This is a genomic window from Nocardia anocheti (genome assembly GCF_029675105.1).
In the GTDB taxonomy this organism is placed as follows: domain Bacteria; phylum Actinomycetota; class Actinomycetes; order Mycobacteriales; family Mycobacteriaceae; genus Nocardia.
On record NZ_JAQQFV010000018.1, the window covers coordinates 1 to 18979 of the forward strand.

The 18979-nt window shown below is 61.7% G+C and carries 19 protein-coding genes and 1 pseudogene; 19 read left to right on the forward strand and 1 reads right to left on the reverse strand.

Translation table 11 applies throughout. The features are described 5' to 3' along the window. The first annotated feature begins 386 nt into the window (after nucleotides 1–386). The 10 genes and pseudogenes from QC180_RS29740 to QC180_RS29785 all read left to right on the forward strand — a co-directional run bounded on the left by QC180_RS29740 (nucleotide 387) and on the right by QC180_RS29785 (nucleotide 6904). The gene (locus QC180_RS29740; RefSeq protein WP_278266186.1) at nucleotides 387–1961 is read left to right on the forward strand and encodes a hypothetical protein; all 1575 of its coding nucleotides are present in this window, start codon (nucleotides 387–389) and stop codon (nucleotides 1959–1961) included. Further along, a complete protein-coding gene (locus tag QC180_RS29745) occupies nucleotides 1940–2449 on the forward strand; it encodes a hypothetical protein (RefSeq protein WP_278266187.1) in 510 nt (169 codons plus the stop codon). The genes QC180_RS29740 and QC180_RS29745 overlap by 22 nt, the downstream gene beginning before the upstream one ends. Nucleotides 2450–3002: 553 nt before the next feature. Beyond that, nucleotides 3003–3272, forward strand: a complete 270-nt coding sequence (locus QC180_RS29750) for a hypothetical protein (protein ID WP_278266188.1) — start codon at nucleotides 3003–3005, stop codon at nucleotides 3270–3272. A 15-nt stretch (nucleotides 3273–3287) separates the two neighbouring features. Further along, nucleotides 3288–3485, forward strand: a complete 198-nt coding sequence (locus QC180_RS29755) for a hypothetical protein (protein WP_278266189.1) — start codon at nucleotides 3288–3290, stop codon at nucleotides 3483–3485. 82 nt (nucleotides 3486–3567) lie between these two features. Continuing rightward, nucleotides 3568–3766 (forward strand): annotated as a pseudogene (locus QC180_RS29760) (transposase); the annotation flags it as partial. A gap of 585 nt (nucleotides 3767–4351) precedes the next feature. Next, nucleotides 4352–4993 carry a hypothetical protein gene (locus tag QC180_RS29765; RefSeq protein WP_278266190.1) on the forward strand — a complete coding sequence of 214 codons (642 nt, stop codon included), beginning with the start codon at nucleotides 4352–4354 and terminating at the stop codon, nucleotides 4991–4993. Nucleotides 4994–4999: 6 nt separating this feature from the next. Further along, complete coding sequence (locus tag QC180_RS29770; RefSeq protein WP_278266191.1) at nucleotides 5000–5437, forward strand: hypothetical protein; 438 nt, start codon at nucleotides 5000–5002, stop codon at nucleotides 5435–5437. 95 nt (nucleotides 5438–5532) lie between these two features. Further along, the gene (locus tag QC180_RS29775) at nucleotides 5533–6120 is read left to right on the forward strand and encodes a phage tail tube protein (RefSeq protein WP_278266192.1); all 588 of its coding nucleotides are present in this window, start codon (nucleotides 5533–5535) and stop codon (nucleotides 6118–6120) included. 116 nt (nucleotides 6121–6236) lie between these two features. Beyond that, entirely contained in the window at nucleotides 6237–6524 is a 288-nt protein-coding gene (locus QC180_RS29780) for a hypothetical protein (protein WP_278266193.1), read from the forward strand. Between the two features lie 62 nt (nucleotides 6525–6586). After that, nucleotides 6587–6904, forward strand: a complete 318-nt coding sequence (locus tag QC180_RS29785; RefSeq protein WP_278266194.1) for a DUF5361 domain-containing protein — start codon at nucleotides 6587–6589, stop codon at nucleotides 6902–6904. Nucleotides 6905–6909: 5 nt separating this feature from the next. Here QC180_RS29785 and QC180_RS29790 read toward each other — a convergent pair whose 3' ends face one another. After that, nucleotides 6910–7464 carry a hypothetical protein gene (locus tag QC180_RS29790; RefSeq protein ID WP_278266195.1) on the reverse strand — a complete coding sequence of 185 codons (555 nt, stop codon included), beginning with the start codon at nucleotides 7462–7464 and terminating at the stop codon, nucleotides 6910–6912. Nucleotides 7465–7727: 263 nt separating this feature from the next. Between QC180_RS29790 and QC180_RS29795 the strand changes: the two genes are divergently transcribed. The 9 genes from QC180_RS29795 to QC180_RS29835 all read left to right on the forward strand — a co-directional run bounded on the left by QC180_RS29795 (nucleotide 7728) and on the right by QC180_RS29835 (nucleotide 18147). Beyond that, complete coding sequence (locus QC180_RS29795; protein WP_278266196.1) at nucleotides 7728–9545, forward strand: hypothetical protein; 1818 nt, start codon at nucleotides 7728–7730, stop codon at nucleotides 9543–9545. Continuing rightward, nucleotides 9542–10435: a phage tail protein gene (locus QC180_RS29800; RefSeq protein ID WP_278266197.1), complete on the forward strand. Its 894-nt coding sequence runs from the start codon at nucleotides 9542–9544 to the stop codon at nucleotides 10433–10435. The genes QC180_RS29795 and QC180_RS29800 overlap by 4 nt, the downstream gene beginning before the upstream one ends. After that, nucleotides 10435–12000 (forward strand): Gp37-like protein, encoded by a 1566-nt coding sequence (locus tag QC180_RS29805; protein WP_278266198.1) that lies wholly within the window; start codon nucleotides 10435–10437, stop codon nucleotides 11998–12000. The genes QC180_RS29800 and QC180_RS29805 overlap by 1 nt, the downstream gene beginning before the upstream one ends. Nucleotides 12001–12015: 15 nt before the next feature. Beyond that, the gene (locus QC180_RS29810) at nucleotides 12016–13056 is read left to right on the forward strand and encodes a hypothetical protein (protein WP_278266199.1); all 1041 of its coding nucleotides are present in this window, start codon (nucleotides 12016–12018) and stop codon (nucleotides 13054–13056) included. A gap of 10 nt (nucleotides 13057–13066) precedes the next feature. Continuing rightward, nucleotides 13067–14143: a hypothetical protein gene (locus QC180_RS29815; RefSeq protein ID WP_278266200.1), complete on the forward strand. Its 1077-nt coding sequence runs from the start codon at nucleotides 13067–13069 to the stop codon at nucleotides 14141–14143. A gap of 1 nt (nucleotide 14144) precedes the next feature. Beyond that, on the forward strand, nucleotides 14145–15188 hold the full coding sequence (locus QC180_RS29820; RefSeq protein ID WP_278266201.1) for a hypothetical protein: 1044 nt from the start codon (nucleotides 14145–14147) through the stop codon (nucleotides 15186–15188). Between the two features lie 32 nt (nucleotides 15189–15220). Then, nucleotides 15221–16510 (forward strand): hypothetical protein, encoded by a 1290-nt coding sequence (locus tag QC180_RS29825; RefSeq protein ID WP_278266202.1) that lies wholly within the window; start codon nucleotides 15221–15223, stop codon nucleotides 16508–16510. Further along, nucleotides 16510–16956, forward strand: a complete 447-nt coding sequence (locus tag QC180_RS29830) for a hypothetical protein (protein WP_278266203.1) — start codon at nucleotides 16510–16512, stop codon at nucleotides 16954–16956. Before QC180_RS29825 ends, QC180_RS29830 begins: the two co-directional genes overlap by 1 nt. Nucleotides 16957–17172: 216 nt before the next feature. Further along, a complete protein-coding gene (locus QC180_RS29835; RefSeq protein ID WP_278266204.1) occupies nucleotides 17173–18147 on the forward strand; it encodes a polymorphic toxin type 44 domain-containing protein in 975 nt (324 codons plus the stop codon). The last annotated feature ends 832 nt before the right edge of the window (nucleotides 18148–18979 follow it).

Genomic DNA, 18979 nt, shown 5'->3' on the forward strand with positions numbered 1-18979 from the left:
CCACCCCACCCGCCCTCCAGGAAAGGGGGTGAATCCCATGCTTCCCGTCCTTCTCCAGCTGCTCGAGCTGGCAGTCGTGCTGGCCCCGGTCATCCTGCAGCTGCTCGGACTCTGATCTTCGCAGCGCGGAACCGAGTGCACGGGCAAGCCGCTGATCGATTCGTTGACCTTCTTCTTCACGCCCGGCCCGTGTACTCGGCCCGAGCCATTCTGTAAAGGCACTCACATTGGTGAACTCGGACGAAGTTCGCCCGCCTTCTGAACCAGCAGTGTCTTGGGCTGCTGGTCGTTCCATGGGACTGGCAGCTCTTGCTCCGGCTGCTGGAACATCACCTTCGGGTGACTCCGACCGTGGCGCAGGCGGACGCACCTACGATTTTCATGGAATGTCTGTGGCCGGTTCGGCACGGATGGTCGAACGCATCCAAAGCCGCAATCAGATGATCGCGGGGGTGTCTGTCGATCCCGGCATCTACGCCCAGCCAGCCGAACCACACGATGACATCGACCCCGGCATCATCGCTCCGGGCGAACCCGACATCTCCCACCGGAACCCTGACGAGCCCAACGACGCGCTCTATCGCACCGGCCCTGACCCTGGTACCGAGCAACCCGGGTCCGGTGGAGCAGGTGATGTTCCGTACTACGGAGGGGACTCTGGCCAAGGTGGCGCGGGTGGAGGCGGAAATTCCCAAAGCGGCCCCGATGACGCGCCGGGTACGACCGAACCTGCGCCTCGCCGGAACTCGATAGAGAACCCACCCGGCCGAAAGTTGATGTGGAATAACGACGAGCCCTACTGGGACGACGGAACACCGGTCGACATTTGGCGAACCTATGAAAACGGGCAGGAGCGCGTCCACTACGGGTATCCCGTGCCCATCCCGGGCAGCCAGGACGACGCGTATCCAGTTCCCGCGCCGAGCACCGAACGCAGTGTGCCTCAGCCAGGGACGACTCCGGACCCAGCGCGCGGGGACTCGCCTTCCGATCAGCCGTCGAGTCCGCTTGGAACCGAAAGCTCGCCGACCCAAGAGAACGAGGATATCCCGAACGGGCCACACAACGACGAGGCGGTTCCTGTGCCGGCTGCGGGTACCCAGCCAGGTGAAGGTGGCGGGTTCTCACCGCTGCCGCCTCCGCCCAACGTACCGCCCCTGCGGGTACCGCCACCGCCCGAACTGAATCCTGAGACAACAAGCGAACCGGCCAACGAAGAGCAAGCCCTCCTCGAAGAGTTCCTGCGTTGGCTCTCCGAATACATTTCCACCGATCCGGGATTCTTGGAAAGCCTCATTCCGATATGGGGGCCTCTGCGCCAAGCCATCTCTGATGGATTGGCCGGCGACTGGACCGGATTCGCGGCGAATATCGGACTCCTAATTCTCGATGTAACTGGCATAGGAGCTCTGGGTCGTATAGGCGCAAAGATCCTAGCCAAACCATTCAAGTCTGCTGTTCCTGGACTTTTCGAAAGTATTGGAAGGGGCCTACAAGGTGTCGGACGTGAGATTCGTGACCTAGCGGATCGTTTGCCCTGGAGCCGAAACAGGCGCGAGGCTGCAGAACAAGCCAGGCGAGACACCGAAGCGCCGGAAGCGGGCGCGCCACATAGAACGGAGACGGAACCGTCGGCGCCGGTTCCGCATGAAGCGGAAACCCCTGAAGAACTAGCAAAAGGTGTTGATCCAGAAGCCCTAGTGCTAAGTGGGGTTAATCAGAAGCACCTCAGGGAGCTGAAGCCGGATGGTCGTCCATCGAGACCCTATTTGACTTCGACCCAAATTATCAAAGAAATAATGGAGAACGGTACACTCAGGATCGACCCCGGTGGGTACCCTGGGGCAGTAAGATGGGACGCGCCAGGGTCGTTGAACGGCAAAGAAGGAAACTATGAATTGGTTATTGATACCAAGCGTAATGTGATCCTGCATTTCTTATGGAAGCCAAGAAGAAAATAGGGAAGGTCTCAATTATGCGCTTTCGTATCGAAGCTGGAGAGATGCTACACGGAGAACTTCGTTACGTTCACCATGAGTGCGCCATTGATTTCATTCCCGCCGATTCGGCTGACGTTTCGATGAGAATCGGCGATTCCGGAACGGAAAGTCTGTTGGTGAATGAGCTACAGTTGGCGACTTCGGTGGATACCGGGGAAGTTCTGTTTCCTTGGGGCTACTTGCCTAAACCGGGCTGGAGAATGACGCAGCTCCGCGCTCCGGTGGCAAACAATGGCCGAATCTTCCTCGTCTCGGAGGTGATGTCGCCGGGTGAGCCAAAAGATATAATTGAAGGGCGCTGGAACGTGGATTACGATGCTGACACCGGGTGGGTCAAGGTGCATCGTGGTGCTGGTGGTGGACAATGCGTATCTATCGCACCCGGGGTTGTAATGGATATCGTGGACGGCATTCTTGAATCGGTATGGCTGAATCCTGAATTCAATTAGAGAGTTGTCATGGACGCTCCCGGGTAAAGCTGGTGAAAGCCACGCGATCGTAAACATTCAGCCCGGATCCACCGACGTGGATTTATGAATGATTCCTGGCCGTCGGCCCGGAATCATTCCGTGTGTGGGCAGCCGACACCCGGGCTGTGAAGGACTACCCGCTCCGCCTGACTTTCCTGTCCCGGGCCAGGACGAGTATGACCCCATTCCGCTTCCCCCTGCTGATTTGTTCCAGACGGAGAGTTGCCTGTACCAGTGCAGGCGCGACCATGGTTCGATAAAGTGGAGCAGATCACGGTGGCCCACGGTACCACCGTGAAGGGTATGGGTAAGGGGCCTTCTGGTGAGGAACGCACCGGCATACAGATCTGGGACAACAACGATGCGAGCTATGACCTGATGACGATGGACCAGGTATTATTCGAGACTACTATGCGGTGGTCTACGCCGCCTCCGCGGCTAGGGTCGAATTCGGCAGTGCGCGTTCCATAAATCCCAGCGCTCTCCAGCGCGCTCAGCTTATGGAGTTCTACCTGAAGAACTGGGAGTATGCGTGATACTGAAGGAGTTGGAAATACGCGAAATATCGAAATTTCGCCTATATGCAAGAGAGCGTGAGTTGAAGGTTCGATTCGAGCCGTCGGGACATGAATGGACGATCGCGGAGGGGGAATTTCTGGTTATCTCGGTGTGGCCGCTGCATGTCGATAGAATAGACGAGTCCGAGCTTACCTTGGATTATTGGGAGGATGAGCTGGTGATCGAGCAGCTTAGCTGTTTGCTATACGCCGAGGACCCGACCGGTATGGATGTAGGTGTGTAGGTGCGGTTTCGTTTTATGAGCGCTGTTTCCGGTCGTGCCGTGAAAATCAATCAGGACCCGGGTATGCCGGAGGTGCCCGACCCTGTTGATGTTTCGATCGAACCGGTCCGTCGTGCTGACTGTGAAGAAGACGATATCCTGTTCACCGTCGAATGCAGTTCGGATGAGATGCGGATCATTCCGGGTTCCGTCGACCTCAATGTGAAGCGTTAAGGTCGTGTCTCATGTCGCGGTGAATTGTCCTGGTTGTTTCGGATCGGGTTGAGCCGCATGATGTTTGGTCGTGGTCGACGAATTGGTGGGGCGGCTGGCACCGGACGAGTTGTGGGCGCTGGTGGAGCCTCCCTTTCCCGAGTTCGCTGTCCGCCGGTGGGTCTGCTCCGGTGGATCAACGAGCAGTGTTCACGGCTGTGGTGTACGTCCTGACCAGCGATTGTGCGTGGCGGATGCTGCCGCCCTCGTTCGGTGTCACGGTGCCGACGGCTCATCGCCGTTCACCGCAGAGCGTCTGACGCTGGACGATGTGAAGATGGTTCGCGATATGTATGCGGTTGCCTATGCCGTCTCGGTGGTCACTCACGGTGGTGACGGCAACAATCCAAGCGCCCTTCCTAGGGCTCAGGTCGCAGAATTTATTGCCAAGAATTGGGACTCGGTGTAAAGTTCGCTATTCTCATTCGGAGACGCTGAATTGCCGTGTGAGAACCGCTATCGAAGGTGTGGCGAATGAAGTTCAGAATCAGCGCTCAGTCGAGCAACTTAACTATCATGTTCGAGCCCGCCGGTACCATGGTTGAGCTGCCACTCAATGGGTATATGGATATCGAGGCCCGGATACGAAGATCAGGTCGGCGAAGTTCAACATTACGAAGACATGGATGTTATCTGGCAGCCGATAGGCTGGGGGCGAAAGGTGCTCCTCGAGTCTGGCGAGGTATTCGACACGATGTGTTAGCGGTTTGCTATACCCGCATGCGGCCGTGATTGGCCGCTAGTAAAGTATCTCAATATTTTTAGCAGAAAGCCCAGTCCGGCAGGTCTGGGCTTTTTTGATGCCCAAAACCGGGAGGCTACACGATATGGCCGATAAGGAAATCATCGATTCGATCGACTTCCGTGACGAGGTACCGCCGAAAACCGGATACGTACATACCGAATCCGGGCAGTTGGTGACGCCGGAGTTCCTCGCGCTGCTGCAGCAAACGCTGTCGGGGAAACTCGCGGAGGCGGACCAGGACGACGAGCTCGATCCTCAGGTGCGCGCGCTGGCTGAGGAGCTGTCGGTCATCCACCTTCCTGCCTGGCAGAGCCGGGTCGGCCGCAAGCTCGCTGAGCCCACTGTTACGTCGATCAAACAAGCTACGCGCGTTGCCGAGTACCTGGTGAAGCGAGGTGTTCGCGTGCACCCAGAACTCGAGACCATCCGGTGGATCCCCACTCCTGCTGGGCCGCCAGGTGCGTTCGACACCGGAACGCACATCACACCGAATGACGATGGCAGTTGGCCTGATCCGGATCCGGAAGTCTTCTACGACCTCGCCGACATCGACGTTCGGCAAACCGACGAAGGAATGTGGTCCGCCACTCATCCCCGCGGATTGGCAGTGGAAGGTCCTACCAAGACCGATGCGTACGCGGGGATTGTCGAAGTCCTCCGCGAACGGATCAATACGGCACGAACGGCCGACACCAGCTGCAACCAACCTACCGAAGATTGGTGAACACCAATGCTTGAGCGAGTTGTATTCGCTGATATCGAAGAGGCACTCGTCGACTACCTCACCGCGGAGCTCGCGGATCTCGCTGATACCGCCGCGGTGGTGACGCGAATTCCCGAACCCCGGCCTGCTCGCATGGTGCGAGTCGCGAGGAACGACCGCAAGGCCAGGCTCGATGTCGAGGATCGGGAGGGACGTCGTGGTGCGCATCTCGCATTCGATCGTCCGCGAATCGTCGTCGAATGTACCGATGATGCCGGAAGCGCCGCGATGCTGGCGGCGAACGTGCGAGCGATCGTGACATCTCTGGCACCGGGATACATCGGCGAGATCTGGTGCGACAGCGTCGAAGACGCCGGCGGTGAGAACGACACCGACCCGCAGACCGACGCGCCCCGATACACAGCCATTTTCGACCTGATCGTGCGAGGCAAGATCCTCGCCTGAGACTTCCCGCCGGAACTACGCACGCCGCAGTTCCATTCGGGAGGAAATACAACTGAATACCGAAACGACAAGAAATCTGAAGGGAACACACTCTCATGGCTCTGCCTTCCAGCAAGTTTATCGGTGCCGGCACCCCCAACCTCGCGGTCACCGGTGGTGTCCTGGTCGCCCCGCTGTCGACCGCGCTGCCGACTTCTGCCGCCGGCGTGCTCGACGCCGGCTTCACCCCCCTCGGCTACGTGTCCGAGGACGGCATCGAGTCGATGGGTGAGCGCAAGGTCGAAACCGTCAAGGACTGGAACGCCGACATCATCGCCCAGCTCCAGACCGAGCACTCGGTCCGCTTCGGCCTCACTCTGTACGCCGTGTGGGACCAGGACGTGCTGAGCGAGGTGTTCGGCCCGGACAACGTGACCGTCACCCCGGCCGACGCCACCAACGGCACCCGCATCGACGTCCACGAGACGGGCGCGGTGCTGCCGCACCGGGCCTGGATCTTCGACATGATCAACGAGGACAAGAAGCTGCGCATCGTCCTGCCGAACGCCAAGATCTCGGCGGTCAAGGAGAAGAAGTTCGTCTCCAAGGAGCTGGCCGGCTTCACCATCACCGTCGAGGCGTTCAAGAACGACGCTGGTATCAAGGCGTACCGCTACCTCGATGACGGCATCAAGACTGCCTGACGAAGTTCTTCCTGGGGTGGGCCGTCCGCACATCTTGCGGCGGCCCACCCCGCAGGGTGACGGCCAACAGCCTCCACCCCTCCTGCACGTACTGCATCACCTGAAGGAAGTATTCCGTGAGCTCCCCCAAAGCGCCTGTTCAGCCCACCTTTAGCAAAGTTAAGGAGGATTTCGTCGAACGAGTCGGTCAGGTGGAGGTTCGCCTCCCCTCGCTGACGTATTTGAAGCCCGGGCTGGTCCGCCGAGTGCGCCGCCTCGGCATTGCCGATGCGTTCCACACCATCATCGAACTGAGTGTGTCCGCTGATGTCCTCGCGGTACTCGATGAAATGGACCACGACGAGTACCACCACCTACTCGAATCCTGGCAGCGTCACTCGGGTGTGCGCCTGGGGGAATCCTGAGCCTCGATGCGCTCTGCGAAGAGCACAGCGAGGCCATCGAATACGACCTGATCCTGCTGGGGTTGCGCCTACGTCAGCTGGGCACGGAGACGCTGAACTGGGGGGATCTCAAGGCGATCGTCGGCTACAGCCCGAGGACCTCCGCGCTGTACCGAGCCCGCAACCGCGGCGAGCACGAATGGCATCTGGATCGCATGCTGCTGGCTGATATGGCCGATTCGCTCCGCTGGCTCGTGTGGGCGAAGTCGGCAGACGCCCAGCACGGCCGGAACCGTCCGGAGCCGATTCCGCGGCCCGGAGTGAAGCCGACGGCCGAGCGAATCGGAAGCCCGATGGGGATCGGAAACGTCAACGAATTCCTGGGATGGGATCAGGGCTGACGGCTCTACGGGATATTGAGTGGTATCGCATCGGCAGGATCCCCCGGTGTGAAGGGAAAGCAGTGCGATACGGCAGTGAGGACCAGCAGTTTTTCCTGTAATATCTGCATGTTCATCGAGTAGTGATCAGGGGTGACCCCCTCGATGACGTTGGTTTCGTAATCCACCGAATGTAGTCCAGCTTTGTATGATACTTTCCAGCCCATTTCTCGCCATGAATCCATGAACCCTTGGAGTCCGGCTTTGCCGGTTGCTCCTTCGACCTGATATGAAGTCATGAATCGATGGGGAGGATCGACTGCCATTTTATCCAACATGCAGGATCGTCGTGATGGTGCCATTGGATTGTATCCGGTGAGTGAGATTTCGACTCCAAATGCGCTGACCATTGCGCGGACGTGCGAGATCGTAATGTCCTGAGCGCGACCGGCGGTCAGATCTTTGTCGACCGGAAAGTCTCCTAGATATGTCAGTTCGGGGGCGCGCTGCCATCTGTCTGGATTGTCGCGATTATCAGAACATGAAGTGGCGATAACGGTGCAGATGATAAGTAACGTCATGCGGCGTGCGTAAGCATGCTTGGCGTGAATTGAACGTCGAGGAATCAAGACCCATGCCTGTCTGGAGCGGACTGTCGCTGAACGATACCACGCGAACGCTGGGGGCATAGCAACGAAAATCTTCAATACTCAGTCAGGAGATGGTGTCCATGGCGCCAAAAGATCCGAAGAGCGATAAAGACGACACCAGTATGTCGACAGTCGAGATGTTTACCGGAGTGCCACCTGGCTCGTTGGGCGGCAATCAGGGGTCGAGTAGCGATATGGCCACCGTGAACATGTTCACCGGTGTGTCGCCTGCTCCGCAAAGTTCCGGTGGCTCGTCGACCCCTCCGCCTGCGGGTGGCCTGGAGGACGTAATCGTGCTGACGACATCCGGGAAGCCATCGGCCGGTGAGACGGTAGAGCTGCCGAGTGGAACCGAGTGGTCGGTCGGTGAGACCAGGTCGGAGACGATCGAAGTGCCCGGGAAGGCCCCGTGGGTCGTCGATCGGGGGTATGTACCGCCTGCGGCCGATTCATACGCTGGGCAATTCGACGGCGCGCGTCTCGGTTCCTCGGCTGACGTGTTCTATGAAGTCTTCGAGCGCTGGCCGGAAACCGACGCGGATTGGTCGACCGCTGTATTTCTGAATCCTAATAGCTACACGGAAAAATATGGCGGTGTGGGTCCGAGTATCCAGGCGGTCATGATAAATCCGGTTCCAGGGAAGGGTGTAGTACGCGCCACGCATTTCATCGAACAGTTCGACGTATACAATCCCTGGCTTGGGCGGTTCAGCTGGGAGGATTTTGCTGACGGTGACTTCAGCTTCCCAGAGGATCGCGGCGACAACCGGACGACAGATCCCAATTTCGACCCTGAGTCCGGCAAGATCTCGGTAATCATTGATTACGAGAACGGAATCGTCGTCATGCGGCAGAATCCGTCGGTTGCAGTCCGTGGTGGTGACGTTCAGGTGGCCACACCGCAAGCGACTGTTTGGCAGAGTCCTGACGGTGAAATAAGGATGAAATACAGTGGTCGGGATGGATTCCTTCCCCCGATGGGCGAAAAGACCGGAACCGTCAATGGCGATATTGTAGTGACGCCTGGTGAAAATGGTGTGGAACTCAGTGGGGTTCGTACCGACTACCCGTCTTTCGAGGCATATCACGATACGCCCGGCGGTCCTACCGAGACGGCGCTAATCGATCCCGCCGCATCGGGAGCCAAGCACGGCCCGATGGTGAACTTGTGGTTCCAGCACGAATTGCCCGGCGGAGAGGGGGCACTGGATCGATATCGGCAGCTTATAGTCAGTCCTTGGGGCGGCCCCGCGATTCTCACGGATGTGCCCGGTGGCGTAGACCTTGGTCCGGTCGACGATATTCCCCGAGTCCCCCGCGCCAATGGCGGATTCGTCTCGGGTCCTGGCGGGTCGACTGAGGATTTGATTGCGGCATGGTTGTCCGATGGTGAGTATGTCGTCAACGCGAAAGCGGCTCGGCAGTTTGGTGGAATTCTCGAAGCGATAAACAGTGGCGACTTCTCCGCGCTACTGAGGACTTTCGCGCCGCATACCGACAGCGGCGGATTGCCCGAGCTTCCATCGATAGACACAGACGCTCTGTTGTCCGGAGGTGCCGAAGCCGGTCTTTCCGGCGGATTGTCCGGCGCGCTTTCCGGGTTGGAGAACGGTGGACTGATCGGCGGACTCACGGGTGGGATCCAGGGCGCGGCATCAGCGGCCGGAAGCCAGATCGGCTCGACCATCGGCGCGGCGATCGGCACCGCGGTCGGTGGACCTGTCGGCAGCGTGATCGGTGGTGCTCTGGGGTCGGTCGCCGGCTCGGAAGTCTTGGGCACAGCCGCCGAATTCATCACCAAACCAATCGAATACGCCGCCGAAACAGCGAAGGAAGTGATCGGGACCGGGTTCGGGCTGGTCGATCTGGCGGAAGGTCCGGGTGCGCACACCGCTCGCGGAGATATCTACAACTTCAATGGCATGGATCCGAAGAGCGCTGCGGTAGCGGTGGAGCGGGTTCGTCGGCGTCGGGTTCTGGCGCAGCAGCGTGGAGGAGGTTTGGGGCGGTGACGCACCAGCTTTTGAATGATCAGGGCACCAAGATCGTGGTGTGGGATGTGAACGGTCGCGCGTGGCATCTGTCGGGTGCGAACGCTGGTAAGGAGGGTGTGCGACTGTCGGCGCAGACGGGCTTCATGTTCGCGCCGGTCGAGTTGCTTGTCTCCGAAGGCGCGCGCCAGGACGGCGCGACGTTCATGCGATCGGTGCGGTCGAAGCGGGAATGGGACTTCGTGGTTGTGATCACCGGTACCGGCGGGGCCGGTCGGACGGATCCGGTCCGGGAGTTCCATGCGGTGCACGACGCGTGGTTCCGTGGTTGGTCGACCGACAAGCCGGCGACAGTTGGCTACTTCACCCGGCATCAGGGTTGGCGGTTCCAGAAGGTGCAGCTCGATGCCGCGCCGGAGCCGGTGGGTGATGTGGACCCGGCTCGCAATCGTCTGGTCGCCTACAAGATGTCGGCCGCGGCGATGGACCCGCTGTTCGGGCACTTCGAGGAAAACTCGGTGTGGGAGAACAGCGCCGGCGCCGGGGAAGGTGTGGTTCGGGTGCGTAACGCGGCGGACCAGCAGGCGTGGCCGCGATACACGATGAACGGCCCCGGTCGGTGGGCGATCCTCGATCCGCTGGCGGGTGACGACCTGCGCTTGGTGCAGACTCCGCGGCTGGCGGAAGGCGAAGTGCTGCGTATCGATACTCATCCTCGCCACCGCACCGCGCGACTGTATTCCGATGACGCTCCGGGTGGTCGCAATGTGTGGGCCCAATTGGCCGGACGTCGTTGGCTGGCGCCGGTCGAGCCGTGGACGACCACCGAGATCCTGGTGCAGGTCGAGGACGGCACCGTGGACTCGAGCATCATCGCCTCGGTGAGCCCCCGATCCTCGAGGCCGTTCTGATGGGCGCGGTGGTCTGGGATCCGTATGCCGAGTCGCGTCGGATGGATGAGGCGGTTCGGCTCGAGGGTGAGCAGGCGCGCAGCCAAGATGTTCTGGTCCGGTACTGGAACAAGGACATGGAGGAAGTGGGGGAGGAGCACAGCTATCTGTCGCTGGAGTTCACCTACCCCCGCAATGCCGCCGGTGGACTGAAGATGCTCTGTCCCCGGGACATGGAGCATTTCGATCATCTGTTCAACAACGATGATCTCGAGGACGCGACCATCCCGATTACGGTGAACACCAAGGGATTCCGGTGGGACGGGTACATCACGAAGGCCTCGATCGTCCGTGATGAGCACGGTGTGGAGACCGTCGACATCGAGGCGATTCACGCCTGGAACCATGTGTCGACGATCTGCTGCTGGGCGTCGCCGTTCGCGCCGATCCTGGCGCAGTTCCCCCGGCATCACATCATGTTCGGTCCGGTGCGGTCGATGGTGACCGCCTACCTGACCACGAACCTGATGCGCTTGCAGGGAAACACCACCTTCCCGATCGCGGTCGTCCCCGTCGATCCGCTGACCGACACCAGCACGTGGAGTGCCGCTTCGGCGCGATTCGACATGGCGGACAAGTTGTTCCAGCCGATGCTCGAGGATTCGGGCGTCATGCTGACCGCGCGATTCTTCCTGCCGGGTGAGGACGAACAGCCGGCGCCGGAATGGTTCTACCTCGATAAGCCGACCGTGGTTCTGGAGACGGTGGACAAGTCGGGCGTCACCGGCCCGACCGGCACGCTGCTGGACGGAATCATCTCCTGGATCGAGGATTTCGCGGATGACGGGACTACTCCGGTCCGGTACCCGCGATTCGACTCGACAACCGAGTACGAGGCCATCTACGGCCAGCCCGGCAAGTTCGGCACGGTCAAGAACTTCCCCTGGGTGTGGTATTTCGAAGGCGAATACTCCGGGATCGGGCCCTCCGAGGTCGCTCTGCACAAGCCGACCGCGACAGATGTGATCATCGGCGGACGCTCTCCTGGCTGGGTCAACGCCGGCATCGAGTACGCGATCAAGGGTCTGTTGTCGCTGATCGGCTTGGACTTCCTGTATCGCGGGCAGCTCGATGACATCTTCCTGGCCTGGATGGTGTACCAGGACAAGGCGCGCATCGATCGCGCCGGGCCCTACGCGTTCCGCGAGCTCTACATCACCGGCAGCGACAAAGCCTTCACTCTCGACGGCTTGGTCGCGGGCAGGCAGGGTTTGCACCTGACCCGCGGCTACACCAGTCACAAGGTGACGGTGGAGGACAACGCACCCTATTTGCTCGGCCGTGACTTCGGCCTCGGTGACCAGATCGGCTTTGCCCTCGGCGACCAGGTCTTCACCGACTTCGTTACCGAATTCACCTTCATCGACAACCGGGAAACCGCAGCGACCTGGCAGATCACCGTCGGCGACGGCTCCGACGAGGAGGACTCGATCGTGAAGGCCTGGCAGCGCCTCGGTCGCGTGGCCTCGGCGATCAAGGACCTGTCCACCGATGTCGGTGCCGACCTCGACCTGCTCATTATCTGATACACGGAGGAATTCATGGCGGACATCAGTTTTCCCGCCCATATCACCGTGGCCCGTGAGACCGATATCGACGGACTTCCGATTCTCGATGCCGAGATCACCGTGTCCGATGATATCGCCGCCCTCGAACTGCCCCCGGGCCCCGCTGGGGAACAGGGCAGGCCGGGTCGGCCGGGGACCACATTTCGCAAGATGGGGGAGATCGCCAACGCGGCCGCCCGGCCCGGGGGCCTCGGTGCCGAACAACGCGGCCACTGGTGGCACCGGCTCGACGACGACGGTATGGATGTGTGGACCGGGGCGTCGTGGCAACACTCCCCGGCAGCAGTTGGCGCGAAAGGCCCTGTGGCGGATGCACTTTCAGTCATCACGGTGACGACACCGCCGGATGAGCGGCTCACCGCTCCCGCGGTGCAGATCGAGTCCGTCGGCGGCGTGCAGCGGATCACCGTGAACGCGCCCGCTGGACCGCGAGGTCCGGAAGGCCCACCGGGAGAGTCCGGCCCGATTGTCGGCGGATCCGACTACGACAGCTCGTCGGGTCCGTCGCACGGGGGCGTCTTCGCCTACAACCGCGCGGGCGGCAAGTTCGTTCCGGCCCCGGCACCGCTGGGTGCGGGCCCTTGGTCCTGGTACGAAACGGGATTCGTCGAGACGACAGAGGTCACCGCCAGCCGACTCACTGTCGCGACCTTCACCATCCCGGCGCAACCGTTCGCCTGGCGTCCCATCGTGTACGGCCACCTGTACGTCGGCGCGGCCGTGACGGCATCGAACTACGGCCAGGGAACCGTTCGCCTGCACAACGCTCAGGGGCAGGTGCTGGCGACGACGCTGCCCGTTGCCGGGCCGCGGACGATCTGTCTGCCGTTGATTCCGACCTATAGCGAGGAGCAGGCGACGCGGAACATGTCGCCGACCTCGACGTACGCCACAGTGGCGGCCGGGCAGTCGGCGAATCTGGTCGTCTCGGTGGAACGCAGCCAGAACGGCGCCGGCGCGATCAGTTTCAACAACAGCCGATCATCCCTCGTCGTCTACGCACGACCGATCTGAAGGAGGTGGCATGTCAACCATCAGCGAATACTTCGAGTCCGCCCGTATCCGGGGCATCGATGAAGGCATCGAGAAACCCGGCATCCTGCAGTCGATGCACGCCACCCCGCGTGACGGCGCACTGGAATTGATGACCGGTCCGCCTGGCCCGGCCGGACCAGCGGGTGAAGCCTGCCGTCCATTTCGATGGGAAGGCGACATCGCCGATCCCGCGGCGCTCGCCAGTCTAGCGAGCCGGCTCGGACCGGCGCAGGCGGGCAGGGCTTGGCGGGTGCTATCCAATGACGCGCTCATGTATTGGAACGGCACGGGATTCGATTCCTTCGCCGAGGCTTTCGGTGCGCTCGGCCCGTCCGGTGACCCCTGTGTCATCTCCCTCGGCGTCGTCGAAACCGGAGAACCCGGCTCGCCGCTCGAGGCGACGATCACCGGGACGGCGCCCAACCTCACGCTGAATCTCACGGTCCCCCGGGGAGTCAAAGGTCAGCGTGGCGTGCCGGGTGGGCCGGGGCCGCTGCGGAATGCGCCCGACTACGCCGACGGTACGCATTCCGACGGCGCCGTACCCACCTGGAACGCCGCCACCGAGAAGTGGACGCCGACCCCGCATCCGGGTCTTCGCGGACCTTGGTCGGTCGTCGAGTCCCAATCATGGGACGGAACAGCGGGTTTCGCTGCGTCTGTGTCGTCGATATCGGCCTCGTCCTACGCGGTGGCGACGCTGAATATCCCAGCACAGGACACCGCTTGGCGTCCGGTGGTGTCCGGCGGCGTTTTCACCCGGCCGCTGAACAGCTCCTTCGAGAACCGGGTCGATACCGAGGTCCGGCTGGGGTCGACTTCCGGACAGATCGTCGCGCTGGGTTCCGGCGTCACCGCCGGTGCCGGTGCTTACAGCCGGATCCAGAGCTTCTTCGGAACCGCCGTGACTCCGGACAGTTCGGTGGGTGTGGTGCCGGCCGGTGAGGCCGCACAACTGCATGTGGTGTTGCGTCGCAACCTGGGAACGGCCGACTACCACTACTCCCGCGGAAGCGCGCAGCTCGTCTGCTGGGCGCAGCCGGTGGTTACCCCGATGGAGCTGTGACATGACCGAGAATCCCGTATTCGATGACGACATCATGATCACGATGCGCGCCGTGGCCGACTCGGTCGGCCTGCCGTACACGGTGAACCCGGTCGAGCTGGTCGATCGCGAAGCGGTGATCGAGCTGCGTGAGGGGCCCGCAGGCCCACCCGGACCCGAAGGCGATCGGGCGTGGCCGTGGGACTGGCAGGGCGATATCGCCGACGTGGACGCTCTCCGCGCGCTCGACCTGACAACGGCGGACGCGCGCAAGGCCTGGCGGGTCGTGTCCGACAATGCCGTGTACTACTGGACGGGCCTGGAGTTCATCGCCTTCGGTAATGCGTTCGGTAAGCGCGGTCACCGCGGCCCGGTCACCCGGATGACCGGGGCCGGGGTGGCCGGGCCGACTGGGTCCGCCGCCTCGGCGCAGATCGTCGGCGATGCGCCGGAGCAGCATCTCGAGATCACCTTCCCCCGTGGAGAAATCGGCGACCCGGGCGAACCCGGCGGTATCGGACGCATTCAGGACTCGGCTGACGTGCTGGTCGACGCCGACCATTTCCTCGGCCAGAACTTCGTGTTGTCCTGGGACGCCGCATCACAGAAGTTCACTCCGGCTCCCAGCCCGCGGCTGATGGGCCCGTGGGCGATCGGCCAGGGCCAATTCAACGGTGGCTCCAACCTCGACGACGCCCACCGTGTGCTGGCCTCGATCACCATTCCGGCCCAGCCCATGGCGTGGCAGCCGGTGGTCGAGGGAATTGTCGGAGTCGCCAGCAAGCCGACCGACCAGTCGACCGCCTGTCACATCGAGGTCCGTCTCGGTGACCCGAAAGAGGGCGACCTCGTCGGACTCGGGGTGGGCTCGCCGGCGACCACGTTTCCGGTCGCCATGGTCGCCCCCGCCTTCGCACAACCGACCTCCCCGGAACAACCGCTCGCTGTTGTGCCAGCGAATCGGACCGTGACCCTCTACGTCATCGTCCGGCGCGCCTACGGCACGGGCCGCTACACCGTCGGATCACACGGCGCTCAGATCATCGTCTACGCCCGCCCGGTCTGACCTCCTCCACCCTCTTCGAAAGGCAGCACATCATGGCTGAACTACCCCCGCTCGAGTACGGCAAGGTCGTCGGGCGCTTCCTCGCCAACGTCGCCGATGGGCCCGACATCGGTGACCTTCCCGAGTTCCCGCCGCTGGCCGGCCGGGTGATCTTCACCGCCGACGCGCCGAAGGTGCTGGTGGCAGGTGGTGAACCCGCGCCGGCCACCTATGTCCAGTTGCCCAAGCACTACGAATGCCAGCTCGACGAGTTCGGCTATCTCACCTGGCGTGGCGCCCGCGGGATCCGGTTGGTGGCTCCCAACGGCGCGACCAACCCGAGCGACTGGACCTGGAAGGTCTCTTTCGACCTCAGCTACGACGGTGATCCGGTTCCGCTCGACCCGTTCAGCTTCACCGTCGGTGTCTACCAGCCGGGGCCCGACGCGGAGAACCCCGATGCCGGGTCGACCGGTCTGGTCGACCTCACCCTCGTCTCGCCGGTCCCGGCGAGTGCGGGCAACGCTGTGGTGCGCGGTGAGCGTGGAGCAGGTATTCAGGTCGACGGCCAGGCAGCCACCTATGCCGAGCTGCCCGCGTCGCCGCCGGACGGTTCCCAGTACGTCGTCGCGGCAGACGGACTGCTGTACGTCTATCACTCGGCCGAGGGGTGGACGCCGGACGGCGCCGGAATCGTCGTCCGCGGTCCCGCCGGAACCACCACTTGGAGCGGAATCACCGGCAAACCCGCGACCTTCCCTCCCGCCATCGGCTCCACCGCGACGACCGCCGTCGCCGGCGACGACCCGCGACTCACCGACGCGCGCACGGCGCTCCCGCATACCCACCCGATCAGCCAGATCGCCGATGCCACCTCGACCGGCCGGACCCTGGTCACCGCCGCCGATTCCACGGCCGCGCGGACCGCGCTCGCGGCGGTCGCCGACAACGACCCGCGACTCACCGATTCGCGTACGCCCACCCAGGCTGGTCAGGCGTACGACATCGCGTTCAAGTCCCACACCGGGGCCAGGAAGGTCGGTGCGGGGAACGTGATGCCCGAGGGGCTGCGAATCGAACGACCGCTCAGTATCTCTTCGATCACCTATCGAGGTGAGACCGCGGGCACCGGCAACCTGGTGGTGGAGCTGCGTAAGAACGGGACCGCCCTCTCGGGTAGCGCGGCGACGATTCCCGCTGCCACGCATGGTGCCGACACGGTGGTCTCGACGGGTGGTCCCTGGGCTTTCGCTGCCGGAGACCGGCTGACGGTCCACGTAACCACGGCCGACAGTCCGGCGGGCCGTGGGCTCCAGGTGAGCCTGAAGGGGGTGACTGCCTGATGCATCTCCTCGTCGTCGCTCCCACGGCCGTTTCCGGCTCCGGGATGGACAAGAGTGGCATTCAGCCGGTCAATACCAATACCAGCAACGTCAAGGTCACCGGCTGGGTCGCGCGGGCCGGCTACGAGGAATCGAGCATCGTGTCCGACGAGCTGGTGGTCGGTGAGGACCTCGCCGCCGTCATCCGGTGCCGAATCTCGTTGACCGCGGCGTGGAGCCCTTTGACGGGCGCTCTGCAAGTCAGCCTCGTCCGCAACAGCGCGGTCCTCGCGACAGAGTCCTTTGCGTCGGGAAGCAGTTCACTCACGCTCGCCGATGTGCCGCTGAATCTCAGCAGCGGCGACCGGATCTGGGTCCAGATGGCGAACACCACCTCGATCCCCTACAACCGCGACGCCACGGTGCAGGCCGGTTCGACGACATACTTGACCGTCGAAGCCGCCTGAATTGTTTGCTGGTAGGACTCTCGGATTCTGATGGGGTGGCGCTACTACGTGCCACCCCATCAGCCGCATGAAGCTGATCTGCAGCAACCTCAGCCCGTTGTATCAGAGGATAGAAACTTGATGCGAGAACGTTGGCTCGAGTCGATGACTCCCGCGGTTGGCCATCCCGACACGGCGCACACCGGTAGGCGGCGCCGAGTCCACAATTACTACGCAATGACACCGGCAACTGCCGCGCGACAAATCGAACGGGTCGGTTCCGTGGAATCCATGGTGAACAACATTGTTTCGCGAGCGTTGACCGAATTCGCTGGCATCGTGAGTGTAGCGGCACCGAAAATGAACGCGCGGAACGGGGCGGAATCCGCGGCTATTCAATTCATTGACAACCCCGGGTCTCCGGGCCCTGGCTCCGGGGAATCTGATACGGATAACCATCCGACTACAGCGGATCGTAGGCGACTTGCCGAGGAAGAACTTCAAGTGGCCATTGAGATGAAGTACATGGGACTTCGTCATCTTCCGGGTACCCGAATCAGTATCGATGACGTGATCGAGAGGCGGGTGAAAGAACTCAACAAATGGAACCAACTGGCGAAAACGCAGATGAACCTGTCCGACTACTCCGCCAGTGAGCAGCGGTTCAATGACGCAGAGTCCTACATTTTTGACGAGATGATCCGAAACGTAAACTCTGCAGAGGTTTCCCGCATGTCCCACCTGAACGACCACGAGTGGTGGGAAGCTTTGTCGCCCAGCACCTCGGACGAAATGGCCGCGATGCTCGCATTCAAGGGTATGGTGGAGGTCGGCGCACCGTGGGACCATAAGCCGCTACTGGCTGATGAGTTCAATCTGGCCGACAAGGATGACTTCTATTTCAAGGATCCTTCTCAGGACCGCGCGGTGTACTACGACATATACTCGAATATCCACTATGGGTATGTGGGCAACGCCGCCGGATTTCCGGAAGATACATTGATGTGGGCGGCAAACCTCCATGATGGCTCAACTGGGGCGAATGATGTCGGCGACGACATTACGATGAAGATCGGATACGACCTTTACGAGAAATATGGCAAGGACATTACTCGTGAACAATTGCGGGACGGCATACGGCAGGCCATGGTTGAGATGGAAATGGCGATGAGTGATGGTGAGACCGTTGTTCAGCTCAGAACCACGAGATAGTTGAAAAATTGCGGTGGTGTCTGTAGGGTATTCGGGCAATGGGTTCGCCGTGACTGTCGGTGGAGCTGGGATCCGATGGGGATGGCGGCTGGATAATTGATCGAGCATGAATTTCGTGAACGCGAGTCGGGGTCCCTTCGCGTCCGCCGGGTGGTAGCGCTTGTGGTGACTGCTCTGGCTGCCGGCCTCGTGACATCCTGTGCGATCAATGGGGTAGTGGCGCGGAGTTGGCAAGATTGCAAGGTCGGAGGGCCTGGTGAGGGCTTCACTCTGCTGCTGATGTTCATCCCGAACGCGGCCATCGTATCCCTGTGGTGGGGGGCGTCATTATGGATCGGATATTCGCTCGATGCGAAGGTCGCCACCTTCATGCGTTGGATAGCCATACTGGTTTTGGGATCAGCTGGCTCGTTGGGATTCCTCTGGATGATTATGGTCTGGTTGCACGACCCGGGTGGGAACATTCTGAACGAAGTCTGTCGGCCGGAGAATATTCCCCCGTGGTGGCCTGGTTGGATTCCTCTCTGAGCTTGTATCGCGGCATCTCACTCGCCGTGGGTCCGATTCGAACGGCCCGCACTCCGTACCGGAGTGCGGGCCGTTTTCGCGTATGTGGTGGCCTGCCGGCATGGACCTTCGGCGCGACCGGGCCGAAGTCGGGTAGGGCTATCGTCCTGCAACCCTGTGCCGTTACAGCTCCGTACGGTCCAAAAGGCTTGTGGCACAAGAACAGTGACGAATCCGCAGGACGAACCGATTGGCTTGTGAGAATACCCACTCAGCGGCCCGGCGTAACGCGCTCTTTGGAGCTCCTATCAGGTTCGATTGCTGA